We start from the raw sequence: 12,581 nt of genomic DNA, 5'->3' as shown, positions 1-12,581 counted from the left end.
ATGGGGACACGCACTATTTTCGCGGAACCGGCGGTGGGGTGATCAAGGTCAGGGGACGAAAATAGTGCGTGTCCCCATTTATCCCGGGACGAAAATAGTGCGTGTCCCCATTTATCCCGACCATCAGTTTCAACCGACCATGTCCCGCTGCAGCGGCTCGCCCCGCTTCAGGTCCCTCGCCGCCGGCCGACCCAGCACGCTGTCCAGCTCGGCCGGCGGCAGGCCCGCCCCTGGCCGCACCGAGCGGATGTTGGCCCGGCTCAGCACCTCGCCCGCCGCCACGTCGGCGGTGACATAGAGCGAGCGGCGGAACTGGATGTTGGCCTTCTCGGAGCCCAGCACGTCGTAGTGCGCCCGGCCCAGCGCCGCCCAGCCGTCCCTGCAGTCGCGGACCAGGGCAGCGAACTCGCCGGGCTCCAGGCTGAAGGCCGCATCCGGCCCGCCGTCGGACCGCGCCAGGGTGAAGTGTTTCTCGATGACGCAGGCCCCCATGGCCACCGCCGCCACCGAAGCCGCCGTCCCCGGCGTGTGGTCCGACAGGCCGATGGGGCAATCAAACCTGGCCGCCATGTCGGCCACCGTGCGCACATTGGCGTCGGCGAAGGTGGCCGGATAGCTGGACACGCAGTGCAGCAGCACCACCCCGGCCGCCCCGGCCTCCAACGCCGCATCCCGCGCCGCCGCCATCTCGGCCGCATTGGCCATGCCGGTGGAGATGATCAGCGGCTTGCCCTTCGCCGCCGCATAGCGGATCAGCGGCAGGTCCACCGCCTCGAAGCTGGCGATCTTGTAGGCTGGCGCGTCCAGGCCGCTGAGCAGGTCCACCGCCGTCTCGTCGAATGGGCTGGAGAACAGGATCACCCCCCGCTTCGCCGCCCGCTCGAACAGGGCCGGATGCCATTCATAGGGCGTCTGGGCCTCACGATAGAGCTCGTGCAGCGAGCGGCCGTCCCACAGCCCGCCCTTGATCCTGAACTCCGGCCGGTCGACATCGAGGGTGATGGTGTCGGCGGTGTAGGTCTGGATCTTTATGGCGTCGGCGCCGGTCTCCGCCGCCGCGTCGATCATGGTCAGCGCCCGGTCCAGGCTGCCGTTGTGGTTGCCCGACAGCTCGCAGATGACGAACGGCGGATGCTCCGGCCCGATGGGCCGCCCCGCGATCTCGATGGTGGGCGCCTTGCTCATGGCCGCGGAGTCTCCGTCGGCGGCCTTAACAAGTCCAGAAGCTCAATCGCCGCCCCCGCCGCCGTCCCCTCCGCCGTCACCGGAACAGCTGTCGTCGCCGCTATCGCCGCCATAGACGCCGCCACTGTCGCCACCGCCCTCCCTGGCGTCCTTGCGCTTCTGGGCGGCCATCATCGACACACCGAAGGCGCAGCCCAGGGCCGTGCCAATCGACAGACCCAGGCCGATGCCGATCGGCAGGAAGGCGGCCGCCTTGTTGGTCTTGCTCATCGGTCGTCCTCTTGCCCCATCGCGCCGAAGCGGAATCGACCCTATATCTGCGCCCATGTCTACGCCCCGCACCACCCGCTGCCTGATCATCGGTTCCGGCCCCGCCGGCTACACCGCCGCCATCTATGCGGCCCGCGCGCTGCTCAAACCCGTGCTGATCGCCGGCATCCAGCCGGGCGGCCAGCTGACCATCACCACGGATGTCGAGAACTACCCGGGCTTCGCCGATGTCATCCAGGGCCCCTGGCTGATGGACCAGATGAAGGCCCAGGCCGAGCATGTCGGGACCGAATTCGTCAGCGATATCGTCCTCTCCGCCGACCTCTCCAAACGCCCCTTCCACATCAAGTGCGACAGCGGCGAGGAATGGCTGGCCGAGACCCTGATCATCGCCACCGGCGCGCAAGCCAAGTGGCTGGGCATCGACAGCGAAGCCAGGTTCCAGGGCTTCGGCGTCAGCGCCTGCGCCACCTGCGACGGCTTCTTCTATCGCGGCAAGGACGTGGTCGTGGTCGGCGGCGGCAACACCGCCGTCGAGGAAGCCCTGTTCCTCACCAACTTCGCCTCCAGGGTTACGCTCGTTCACCGCAAGGACGAGCTGCGGGCCGAGAAGATCCTGCAGGAACGCCTTTTCGCCCATCCCAAGATCGAGGTGGTCTGGGACCATGTCATCGACGAGGTCACGGGAGACACCGATCCCACGGGCGTCACCGGCGTGCGCCTGAAATCGGTGAAGACCGGCGAGACCCGCGACCTCGCCTGCGACGGCGTCTTCATCGCCATCGGCCACGCCCCTTCGTCGGAACTGTTCGCCGGCCAGCTGGAGATGCATTCGGGCAGCTACCTGAAGGTCCAGCCAGGCACCGCGTCCACCGCCATCCCCGGCGTCTACGCAGCCGGCGACGTCACCGACGACATCTACCGCCAGGCCGTCACCGCCGCCGGCATGGGCTGCATGGCCGCCCTGGAGGCCGTCCGCTTCCTGGCCGAACAGGACCACGCGAAGGCCAACCACCCGATCAGCCACGGCGAAGCCCAGAAGATCGGGGTCTGGTGACGATCCGCGCCGCCGGGCCCGCCGACCATGCCGCCATCCAGGCGCTGGTCGCGGCGGCCTTCGGACAGCCAGACGAAGCGCATTTGGTCGACGCCCTCCGCGCCGACGGCGACGCCCTGCTGGAACTGGTGGCTATCGAGGACGGCGCCGTCGCCGGCCACATCCTGTTCAGCCCGCTGACCACCGACACCGGCCGCCGCCTGGCCGCCCTCGCCCCCCTGTCGGTACAGCCCGGCCGCCAGAAGGCCGGCTTGGGCACAGCCCTGATGCAGGAGGGCCACCGCCGCCTGGCCGCGGCCGGCATCGAGGCCGTCATCGTGCTCGGCCATCCCGCCTACTACCCCCGCGCCGGCTACAGCGCCGACCTGGCCAGGACGGTTAAGTCACCGTTCCGGGGGCCGCATTTCATGGCCCTCGAACTGGTCCCCGGGTCCCTGACCGCCCCCCTGACCATCACCTACGCCAAAGCCTTCGGCCTCTAACCTCCCTCCCCGAATTGGGGAGGGCAGACGCGCGGTTACGCGCGTCGGGTGGGGAAGTCGGTCCGAGACGGTCGCGACCATCCACTGAGAAGCCTAACCAGCCCCCGCCGGTGACCCACCGCCCCACCCGGCGCGCAACGCGCGCCTGCCCTCCCCAATTCGGGGAGGGACGGAGCTACTCCTGCTTCCGCCGCCCGATCGGCAAATCCCCCGGCTGACCGCCATCCGCCTCCGCCGGCGCCTGCGGCTTCGGGGCCGTCGCCATCGGCGCGTCCGGGTCCTCCTCCAGCGCCTTCAGCCTGGCGTTGATGTCGGCCACCTCCTCCGGTGTCGGGGCCCGCCGGGGCGGGGCCAGCACGCCCGGGGTATGCAGCGTCTCCTGCCCCGGCGCCGGCGGGGCGGCCATGGTGTAGGTCTGCTCGACGCCATCGACCGACAGCACCACCGTCCGCGTCGCCGTGCTGATCAGGCTGACCGAGCCGGCAATGCTGTCCGGCGCCAGCCCCTCGCCCTGGATGCGCGAATCCAGCCCCTCCAGCACCGCCGCCGTCAGGTTGGCCTCGCCGCCGGCATAACGCCCGTTGAAGGCCGGCGGCAGGCCCCAGGGCCCGGTCCAGCGGTAGAAGATATGCCGCCCGATCTGGACGATCTTGTAGAGGGTCGGGGCCCAGTAGGGCGACACATAGTCGGCGTGATAGTGGGTCGCCGTCCCGACCGCCTTCTCGACGTGACCGCCCAGCGCCTCGATCGCCAGCCGCTCGGCCCGGCTCCAGATCACCGGGTTGGGAACCCGGGCCAGCGAGCCGTCGCAGGTGAAGCTGAACTGGCAGCCGGTGAGCCGCAGGGCCCCCTGGTAGACCACCCCGCAGACGCTCTTGGGATAGCCCGGGTGGCGCACCCGGTTGAGCACCGTCTGGGCCACGGCCCGCTGGCCTTCCAGCGGCTCGACGGCGGCCTCGTAGTAGATGGCCTGGGTCAGGCATTTGATGGCGGCGGCGCGGTCTTCTGGATTGGCCTTGAGAACGAAGGGCCTGGCCGGCGGCGGCGGCTCGGTCGCGACCGGCTGCAGGGCGTTGATCAGCCGCGCCTCGTCCTCGGTCATCGTCCCGACGCCCAGCACCGGCAGCCGCGCCAGGTTGTAGCTCTCCCAGCCGGGCACCCGGCCCCAGTAGTCGGTGCTGGCCGCCCCGTCATGGCGCCTGGCCAGCGCCATCATGGCCGGGTCCATGTCAGCGGTCAGCCGGCGAAAGGCGCCCTCGCCAAAGCCCCGCGTCAGGGCCGACAGCCCGCGCTCACGCCCCGTCCCCTCGCGCACCCGGTAGTCACTGGCGCAGGCGGCGGCGATCAGCGCAACGAGCGCGAGGGCCACGAGGGCAAGAGGTCGATCGAGTCGCAAAGGGAGTCAGCGGCCGCGACGAAGGCCGGGCCGGACGGCGGTCCGGCATCGCGCGCGGGGGTCGAACGGAACGGTCATCGTGAACCTCTCTTGCGCCCCATAGTTATGGTCGTCCATCATTGTGACAAGCCGTCGCGGCGTGTCGGGCGTTTTGCGACGGATTACGGAGCCGCATGGGCCGTTTCGCCCTCAATCCCTTCGGCCCTGACGCCGAGCCGATCCTGTGGCGGGTCATCCCGCAACGGCCGCCGTCGATCGCCAGCGCGGCGGCCGTCACGGCGGCTGCCTTTCTGGTCGCCTTTGGGCTGCGGCTGGTGCTGGCCGGCGCCCACAACGCCTTCAACGCCTCCTCCTCCTACTTCCCGGTCTTCATCATCGCCACCCTCTACGCCGGGCAACGCTGGGGCTGGGGCGTGTTGCTGCTCGCCCTGGCGATGGGGGTCCTGGCCCCGTTCGGCGCCACCCGCGCCGCCGACGGCATCCTGATCCTGTTCGGCCTCTCCGGGGCCGTGACCATCCTGGTCGCCGCCGCCGCCCGCGCCGCCCTGGTGCGCATGCGGGCCGAGACCCAGGCCCGCACCGAAGCCGAGGGCCGGCTCAAGCTGGCCGAATCGGCTGGCGGCCTCGGCCTGTGGGACTGGAACCTGGAGACCAACGTCGGAACCTGGTCGAGCGGTGTCTACCACAACCTCGGCATCGCTCCGCGCAACGGCCCGCGGGTCTACGCGGACCTGATGGCCGCCATCCACCCCGACGACCGCGAGCGGGTCACCGCCGCCAACCGGGCCGCCTTCAAGAGCGCCCAGGTCTATCAGATCGAATACCGCACCATCGGCGATGACGGCCAGGAGCGCTGGATCCATGCGCGCGGTCAGGTCCACCGTGACCCCTCCGGCCGGGCTTGCCGGGTCGTTGGCTACAACCTCGACGTCACCGAACGCCACCGCGCCGCCGAACAGATCCGCGAGAGCGAGGCCCGCTTCCGGGCCCTCGCCGACAGCGCCCCGGCCCTGCTCTGGGTGTCGATGCCCGGCGGAGCCCGCGAGTTCGTCAACCTCGCCTACGTCGAGTTCGCCGGCGAAGGCTATGAGGCCGCCCTCCACCTTGACTGGCGCACCCGGCTGCATCCCGAGGATCTCAACCGCGTGCTGCGCGAGCAGGCGGCCGGCGAGGCCAGCCTCAAGCCCTTCGAGCTCGAGGCCCGCTATCGCCGCGCCGACGGCGAGTGGCGCTGGCTGCGCAGCTTCTCTCAGCCGCGCCTTTCGCCGGGCGGGGATGTCGCCGGTCTCGCCGGCATCGCCTTCGACGTCACCGACGCCAAGCAGGTCGAGGCCGATCTGCAGCGGCTCAACGACCTGCTGACCGAGCGGGTCGAGGAAGCGATGGCTCAGAGGGACCAGGCCCAGGCCGCCCTCATCCAGTCCCAGAAGCTCGAAGCCCTCGGCCAGCTGACCGGCGGCGTCGCCCACGACTTCAACAACCTGCTGACCGTCATCATCGGCGCCCTCGACATCGTCCAGCGCCACCCGGCCGACGCCACCCGCACCGAGCGCCTGGCCAAGGCCGCCCTCGACGCGGCCCAGCGTGGCGAACGCCTGACCCGCCAGCTCCTCGCCTTTTCCCGCCGCCAGCCGCTGCGCAACGAGGTGCTGGCCATAGACGCGACGATCAAGGACAGCGCCCAGCTCTACAGCCGGGCGCTCGGCGAACGCTACATGCTCGATCTCGACCTGGCCGCGCCGGAGGCCCGGGTGCTGATCGACCCGGCCCAGCTGGATGCGGCGCTGATGAACCTGCTGGTCAACGCCCGCGACGCCATGGAGGGCGGTGGGGTGATCACCCTGTCCAGCCATATCGCCGATCGCTGCATCGGCGAGACCCTGCCCGGCCCCTGCCTGTGCATCAGCGTCCGCGACGGCGGCGTCGGCATGGACCCGGCCACCGTGGCCCGGGTGTTCGAACCCTTCTTCAGCACCAAGCCGGTCGGCAAGGGCACGGGCCTCGGCCTCTCCCAGGTCTACGGCTTCGCCAGCCAGAGCGGCGGCGGCGCCGAGATCGAGAGCCGGCCGGGCGAGGGGACGACGGTGTCGATCTTCCTGCCCCTGACCAACGACGCCGAGACCCGGGTCGAACCGGAAGCCCGCCCCGCCGACGCCCGTCCGCTGCACGTGCTGCTGGTCGAGGACGACCCGGAGGTGGCCGACCTCGCCCAGGCCATGCTGCGCGAGCTTGGCCACCGCATCACCTTCGCCGACACCGTCGAGACCGCCCTGGCCGCTCTGCGGGCCGTCCCCGACCTCGACCTGCTGCTGACCGACGTCGTCATGCCCGGCCCCCGCAACGGCGTCGACCTGGCCCGCGAGGCCGCCGCCCTGCGGCCGGGTCTGCCCATCCTGCTGACCAGCGGCTACACCGGCGAGGCGCTCGACGACGCCGAGGCGGCCCCCTGGCCCCTGCTGCGCAAGCCCTACACCCTCGACGTCCTGGCCCGCACCCTGGCCGCCCACGCCCGGCCGGCCGGAGTGGAAGATGAATATGTCTAGACATATTGTTTCTGCCCCCGCGACGCCGCCGTTCTGAACCCGTCGCACAGGGGCCCAAAACCGGCCCCCTTCGCCCCACCTTCGCCCTCGCTCGCCCCCACCGCCCCCCTACCGACACCCCCCTGCCTCACCCCCCGCTCGCCACCCCCGCCCCGCCTGCAACCTCTTGCCGCGCCACGGAATTTCGCCAGGCATCCGGACAGGGCGCCTTTATCCCGTCCCCGGTAGGTATAATGGTCGCCGCTTCGTTAGCCGCGCGCTGGAGACCCCGATGACCAAACCTCTGCTGCTTGTTCCCCTGGCCATCGCCGCCTGCCTCCTGCTCTCGGGCTGCATCGTCGGCTCGGTCGTCGGCGGCGTCACCAATGCGGCCGTGAAGACCACCGGCGCCGTGGCCAGCGCGGTCATCCCCGGCGAAAGCAAGAAACAACGCCTCGCCCGCCTCGACCGCGAGGACAAGGCCCGCCGCAAGGCTGAGAAGAAAGCCCGCGAAGCCGAGAAACGCCGCGAACGCGAGGAACGGCGGCGGGACTAGACGCCTGCCCCGATGATTCCCCTTGTGTAGGGTTTGTGACAGGCCTATATGTGATCCGTCACTTATGCTCACTTTCAGCAAAAGGTGACGGAAGGGAATGGCCGGCGCTCCTACAGCCCGGCCTTTTACAGGCGCCAGAAATGCTCATGTTGAGCAAAAGGAGTGCGCGGATGGCCTATGACGTCGAGTTCACCCCCGAGGTGGAAGCCCTGACCGCCCCCGCGTGGGCCAAGGTCAAGGACCAGGTCACGCCGCTGGAATGGCGGGTCCATGCGCCCCTGATCGCCCAGATCAACCGCCTCAAGGCGGAGAAGAACGCGGTCATCCTGGCCCACAACTACATGACGCCGGAGATCTTCCACGGGGTCGGCGACTATGTCGGCGACAGCCTGGGCCTGGCCCGCGAGGCCGCCCGCTCGGATGCCAGGATCATCGTCCAGGCCGGCGTCCACTTCATGGCCGAGACGAGCAAGGTCCTCTGCCCCGACAAGACCGTGCTGATCCCCGACCTGCGCGCCGGCTGCAGCCTGGCCAGCTCGATCACCGGCGCCGATGTGCGGCTGATCAAGCAGCGCTACCCGGGCCTGCCGGTCGTCACCTACGTCAACACCACCGCTGACGTGAAGGCCGAGACCGACATCTGCTGCACCAGCGCCAACGCCGTGCAGGTGGTCGAATGGGCGGCCAGGGAATGGGGCGTCGACAAGGTCATCCTGATCCCCGACGAGTACCTGGCCCGCAACGTCGCCGCCCAGACCGATGTGAAGATCATCGCCTGGGCCGGCAGCTGCGAGGTGCACAAGCGCTTCACGGTGGAAGACATCGCCGAGATGCGCCTGGCCTATCCGGGCGCCGAGATCCTCGCCCACCCGGAATGCCCGGAAGACGTGCTCAACGCCGCCGACTTCGCCGGCTCGACCGCCGCCATGAGCAACTACGTCGAGACCCGCCGGCCCAAACAGGTGGTGCTGATCACCGAATGCAGCATGGCCGCCAACGTCGCCGGCGACGTGCCGGACGTGAAGTTCATCGGCCCCTGCAACATGTGCCCGCACATGAAGCGGATCACCCTGCGCAATATCCTCGACGCCCTGCAGAAGGAGCAGTTCGAGGTCACCGTCGACCCGGCTATCGCCGACCGGGCCCGCCTGGCGGTGCAACGGATGATCGACCTGCCGCCGCCCGCCATCCCGGCCCGCTACGACCTCGTCAAAGCCCGAGGCCACCACGTCGATGTGGAAATGATCTGAGCGCTCGAAAGGAGGCTCACCATGATCAAGGTCAGCAAGTTCGGACCCGTCTACCGCGTCAAGGCCACCCCGCCTGAGGTGCCCAGGCCCTGGTCCAGCCTGATGCCGCTCGGCGCCCGCGAGGTCGTCGAGGAACTGATCCGCCACGGCGCCAACCTGCACGACGCCTACGACGCCATGTTCGAAGCCGACCCCCTGCGGGCGGCCCAGGAGCTGCGCTGATGACCACCCGTGAACAGTATGACGGCGTCCTGATCCTCGGCGCCGGCTTGGCCGGCCTCACCGCCGCCCTCGCCGCCGCGCCCCGCAAGGTGCTGCTGCTCAGCCCGGCGCCGCTCGGCGACGGCTGCTCGAGCGCCTGGGCCCAGGGCGGCATGGCCGCGGCCCTCGGCGACGACGACACCTCGGCCCTGCACGCCCAGGACACCATCGTCGCCGGCGCCGGCCTCTGCGACCCGGACGCTGTCGCCGTCCTCACCCGCGAAGGCCCGGACGCCGTCCGCGCCCTGGCCGACCTCGGCGCGCCCTTCGACCGCACGCCGACCGGTGGCTTCTCGCAAGGTCTGGAAGCCGCCCACGGCCGCGCCCGCATCGCCAAGGTCGGCGGTGACGGCGCCGGCCGGGCGATCCACAACGCGGTCATCGCCGCCGTCCTGGCCGCGCCGCACATCGAGGTCCGCACCGGCCTGCGCGCCCGCAGCCTGTTGCAGGACGCCGCCGGCCGCGTGCGCGGCGCCCTGGTCGAAGCTGAAGACGGCGCCCTGATCGAGATCGCCGCCGCCGCCACCCTGCTGGCCACCGGCGGCCTCGGCGGCCTCTACGCCGTCACCACCACGCCCCGCGAAGTGCGCGGCGAGGGCCTCGGCCTCGCCGCCCTGGCCGGCGCCGTCATCGCCGACCCCGAGTTCGTGCAGTTCCACCCGACGGCCCTCGACGTCGGCGCCGATCCGGCCCCCCTGGCGACCGAGGCCCTGCGCGGCGAGGGCGCCATCCTTCGCAATACGGACGGCCGCGCCTTCATGAAGAGCTACCACCCGGACGCCGAACTGGCGCCCCGGGACGTGGTGGCGCGCGCCATCCAGTCGGAGCTGGCCGCCGGCCACGGCGCCTTCCTCGACGCCACCGCCGCCATCGGCGCCGCCTTCCCCCACGAGTTCCCGGCCGTCTTCGCCGCGGCGCAGGCGGCCGGCCTCGACCCCCGCGTCCAGCCCATGCCCGTCGCCCCGGCCTGCCACTACCATATGGGCGGGATCGCCACCGATCTGGACGGCCGCAGCAGCCTGCCGAGCCTGCTGGCCGCCGGCGAATGCGCCAGCACCGGCGTCCACGGCGCCAATCGCCTGGCCAGCAACTCGCTGCTGGAAGCCGCCGTGTTCGGGACGCGGGCCGGCGCCGTCCTGCGCGACGCCATCGACCCCGCCACGCCGCCCCTGCCCGCCACGCCCTGGCCCGACCTGCCAGACGGCGCTCTCGTGGGCCTGCGTCAAGCCATGAGCCAGGACGCCGGCGTCGTCCGTGACGGCGAGGGCCTGACCCGCCTGCTCGGCCGCATCGAGACCCAGCGCGAGCTCTACGGCGAAGGCCCCGTCCTCGCCGCCGCCCGCCTGGTCACCAGTTGCGCCCTTGAGCGCCGCGAAAGCCGGGGCGGCCACTTCCGCCGCGACTTCCCCAGCCAGCGCCCGGCATCACGCACCTTCGTCACCCTGGCCGCCCTCGACGCCCGCCGTCAGGCGGCCTGAGCCCGCCGATGCCGCTTCAGCCAGGCGCCGGCCCGCAACAGCACAGCGAGGGCGATCAAGGTCACCGCCGGTATGCCCAGCCACGGCTTCTCGCTGATCCGGCCGACATAGCTGTTGGTGAACACAAGCAGGATGGCCCAGCCCCCCACCGCATGCAGCAACCGCCAGCGCTTCGGCCCCAGCCAGCGCACGGCGGCATCACTGGAGGTCGCCGCCATCAGGGCGATGAACAGATAGACCGTGCCTCCAGCGATCACGGTGATCAGCTTGGCCGGCGCATCGAAGACGAGGATGCCGCTCATCAGGGCGACGAAATGCACCGTATGGTTGGCCGCAAAGGCCAGGCCCACCGCCCGTCGCCGCCGCAGCAGGACGGTACGCCACCCGCCTGGCCAGAGCGTCGCCAGCGCCGACGCGCTCCAGGCCGCGAGGAACCAGGGGAAGGCCCAACGGGCGGTAAACCGTGTCGCCGCCCCGACGCCCTCGCCGGTCCAGCCGCCGAACGCCGCCGCCCCGGCCACGGCGATCAGCGCCGCCACCAGCGCGGCCCCCGCAACGATGAACCAGGTCGGTGTCTTCATGATCTTTCCCCTTGTCATACCGTCGGTATGATCGATCATACCGAGAGTATGTTGTCAACCACGCCCGCAGCCCTGACCAATCGCGACCGCCTGATCGCCAGCGCCCGCCTGCTGTTCTCGGAGAAGGGGTTCGCCGATGTCTCCGTCGATGAGGTCGCCGCCGCCGCCGGCCTGACCAAGGGCGCGGTCTACTATCAGTTCAAGGACAAGACCGCCCTGTTCCGCGCCGCCTGCGAGGCGGTCGTCGCCGACGTCGGCCGCTATGTGGATCAGGCGACCATGGGCATCACCCAGCATGCGATCGACGAGATCGTCACCGGCGGCGACAAGTGGCTGGACGCCTACGAGTCGCCCGAGGCTCGCCGCATGCTGCTGATCGACGGTCCGTCGGTGCTCGGTGTCGAGGCCTGGACCGCCCTGCAGGAACCGATCGGCGTCGCCCTGGTCGCCCACGCGCTGGGACATCTGGTCGAGGATGGTCGGATGGAGGCCGCGGTCGTCCCCGCCCTGGCCAATATGATCTTCGGCGCCTTCGTCCAGGGGGCTCTGCGCATCGCCGTCTCCGCCGATCCCGCCACGACCAGCGCCGAGGTGCGCCGCGCCGCCCGAACCTTGACCGAAGGCCTGTTGAACCGATGATCGCCCCCCTGCCCGACCTGCTGATCGAGCCCATTGTCCGCGCCAGCCTGGCCGAGGATCTGGGCCGGGCCGGCGACATCACCGCCCTGGCCTGCATCGACGCCGGCGCCCGCCTGACCGCCAGCTTCGGGGCCCGCAAGGCCGGGACCATCGCCGGCCTGGCCTGCGCCCGCCTGGCCATCCTGGCCCTCGACCCCACGGCGACTTTCGAGACCCTGATCAGCGACGGCGACGGCGTCGAACCGGGCGCGGTCCTCGCCCGCGTGGAGGCCAACGCCCGCGCCCTGCTCTCGGCCGAGCGCACCGCCCTCAATCTGCTCGGCCGCCTCAGCGGCATCGCCACCCTGACCAGCGCCTATGTCGACGCGGTCGTCGGCTCAGGCGCCAGCATCACCGACACCCGCAAGACCACGCCTGGCCTGCGCGCCCTGGAGAAATACGCCGTGCGCTGCGGCGGCGGGGTCAACCACCGCTTCGGCCTCGACGACGCCATCCTCATCAAGGACAACCACGTCGCCGCCTGCGGCGGGGTGAAGCCCGCCATCGAACGGGCCCGCGCCTTCGCCGGCCATCTGGTCAAGGTCGAGTGCGAGGTCGACAGCCTCGAACAGTTCGACCAGGCCCTGGCCGCCGGCCCGGACGTCGTCATGCTCGACAATTTCAGCCTCGAAGACCTGCGCGAAGCCGTCGTCCGCAACGCCGGCCGCCTGGTCCTCGAAGCCTCGGGCGGCGTCAACCTCGACACCGTCGCCGCCATCGCCGACACCGGCGTCAACGTCATCAGCGTCGGCGCCCTGACCCACTCGGCCCCGGTTCTGGACATCGGGCTGGACGCTTAGCCCCCTCATTAAGTTTGCATCATCCGCATCCAGAGGCCGGCCTGACGGCCTCTGTTTGATCAAAG

At 70.6% G+C, this 12,581-nt stretch carries 13 protein-coding genes; 9 read left to right on the top strand and 4 right to left on the bottom strand.

All coding sequences use genetic code 11. The features are described from left to right. Window positions 1-129: 129 nt before the first annotated feature. Window positions 130-1,185 (bottom strand): pseudaminic acid synthase, encoded by a 1,056-nt coding sequence (pseI, locus tag O5I81_RS05500; protein ID WP_271067947.1) that lies wholly within the window; start codon window positions 1,183-1,185, stop codon window positions 130-132. Window positions 1,186-1,227: 42 nt separating this feature from the next. Then, entirely contained in the window at window positions 1,228-1,455 is a 228-nt protein-coding gene (locus tag O5I81_RS05495; protein ID WP_271067946.1) for a hypothetical protein, read from the bottom strand. Between the two features lie 55 nt (window positions 1,456-1,510). Here O5I81_RS05495 and trxB point away from each other — a divergent pair, with 55 nt between their 5' ends. Both trxB and O5I81_RS05485 read left to right on the top strand, forming a co-directional pair. Beyond that, window positions 1,511-2,512 (top strand): thioredoxin-disulfide reductase, encoded by a 1,002-nt coding sequence (trxB, locus tag O5I81_RS05490; RefSeq protein WP_271067945.1) that lies wholly within the window; start codon window positions 1,511-1,513, stop codon window positions 2,510-2,512. Then, window positions 2,509-2,994 carry an N-acetyltransferase gene (locus O5I81_RS05485; RefSeq protein WP_271067944.1) on the top strand — a complete coding sequence of 162 codons (486 nt, stop codon included), beginning with the start codon at window positions 2,509-2,511 and terminating at the stop codon, window positions 2,992-2,994. The genes trxB and O5I81_RS05485 overlap by 4 nt, the downstream gene beginning before the upstream one ends. A 175-nt stretch (window positions 2,995-3,169) precedes the next feature. Here O5I81_RS05485 and O5I81_RS05480 read toward each other — a convergent pair whose 3' ends face one another. Then, the gene (locus O5I81_RS05480; RefSeq protein WP_271067943.1) at window positions 3,170-4,363 is read right to left on the bottom strand and encodes a cell wall hydrolase; all 1,194 of its coding nucleotides are present in this window, start codon (window positions 4,361-4,363) and stop codon (window positions 3,170-3,172) included. Window positions 4,364-4,563: 200 nt separating this feature from the next. On the opposite strand from O5I81_RS05480, the gene O5I81_RS05475 reads away from it, so the two are divergent. The 5 genes from O5I81_RS05475 to O5I81_RS05455 all read left to right on the top strand — a co-directional run bounded on the left by O5I81_RS05475 (window position 4,564) and on the right by O5I81_RS05455 (window position 10,457). Next, window positions 4,564-6,933, top strand: coding sequence for a PAS domain-containing protein (locus O5I81_RS05475; protein ID WP_271067942.1), 2,370 nt, complete (start codon window positions 4,564-4,566; stop codon window positions 6,931-6,933). A gap of 271 nt (window positions 6,934-7,204) precedes the next feature. After that, window positions 7,205-7,468 (top strand): hypothetical protein, encoded by a 264-nt coding sequence (locus O5I81_RS05470; protein ID WP_271067941.1) that lies wholly within the window; start codon window positions 7,205-7,207, stop codon window positions 7,466-7,468. Between the two features lie 170 nt (window positions 7,469-7,638). Continuing rightward, window positions 7,639-8,718: a quinolinate synthase NadA gene (nadA, locus tag O5I81_RS05465; protein WP_271067940.1), complete on the top strand. Its 1,080-nt coding sequence runs from the start codon at window positions 7,639-7,641 to the stop codon at window positions 8,716-8,718. A 21-nt stretch (window positions 8,719-8,739) separates the two neighbouring features. Further along, window positions 8,740-8,940, top strand: coding sequence for a hypothetical protein (locus O5I81_RS05460; RefSeq protein ID WP_271067939.1), 201 nt, complete (start codon window positions 8,740-8,742; stop codon window positions 8,938-8,940). After that, a complete protein-coding gene (locus tag O5I81_RS05455; protein WP_271067938.1) occupies window positions 8,940-10,457 on the top strand; it encodes an L-aspartate oxidase in 1,518 nt (505 codons plus the stop codon). Before O5I81_RS05460 ends, O5I81_RS05455 begins: the two co-directional genes overlap by 1 nt. On the opposite strand, the gene O5I81_RS05450 is transcribed toward O5I81_RS05455, so the two are convergent. Beyond that, window positions 10,445-11,038 carry a hypothetical protein gene (locus O5I81_RS05450; protein ID WP_271067937.1) on the bottom strand — a complete coding sequence of 198 codons (594 nt, stop codon included), beginning with the start codon at window positions 11,036-11,038 and terminating at the stop codon, window positions 10,445-10,447. The two genes, O5I81_RS05455 and O5I81_RS05450, sit on opposite strands and share 13 nt — an antisense overlap. 51 nt (window positions 11,039-11,089) lie before the next feature. Between O5I81_RS05450 and O5I81_RS05445 the strand changes: the two genes are divergently transcribed. Together O5I81_RS05445 and nadC are read left to right on the top strand one after the other, a co-directional pair. Next, a complete protein-coding gene (locus tag O5I81_RS05445) occupies window positions 11,090-11,677 on the top strand; it encodes a TetR/AcrR family transcriptional regulator (protein ID WP_271067936.1) in 588 nt (195 codons plus the stop codon). Continuing rightward, entirely contained in the window at window positions 11,674-12,516 is an 843-nt protein-coding gene (gene nadC, locus O5I81_RS05440; protein ID WP_271067935.1) for a carboxylating nicotinate-nucleotide diphosphorylase, read from the top strand. The genes O5I81_RS05445 and nadC overlap by 4 nt, the downstream gene beginning before the upstream one ends. Window positions 12,517-12,581: the final 65 nt, after the last annotated feature.

Source organism: Caulobacter sp. NIBR1757 (assembly GCF_027912495.1).
In the GTDB taxonomy this organism is placed as follows: Bacteria; Pseudomonadota; Alphaproteobacteria; order Caulobacterales; family Caulobacteraceae; genus Caulobacter.
The sequence above is the reverse complement of the archived record's forward strand: the minus strand, read 5'-3'. Positions and strand labels throughout refer to the sequence as shown.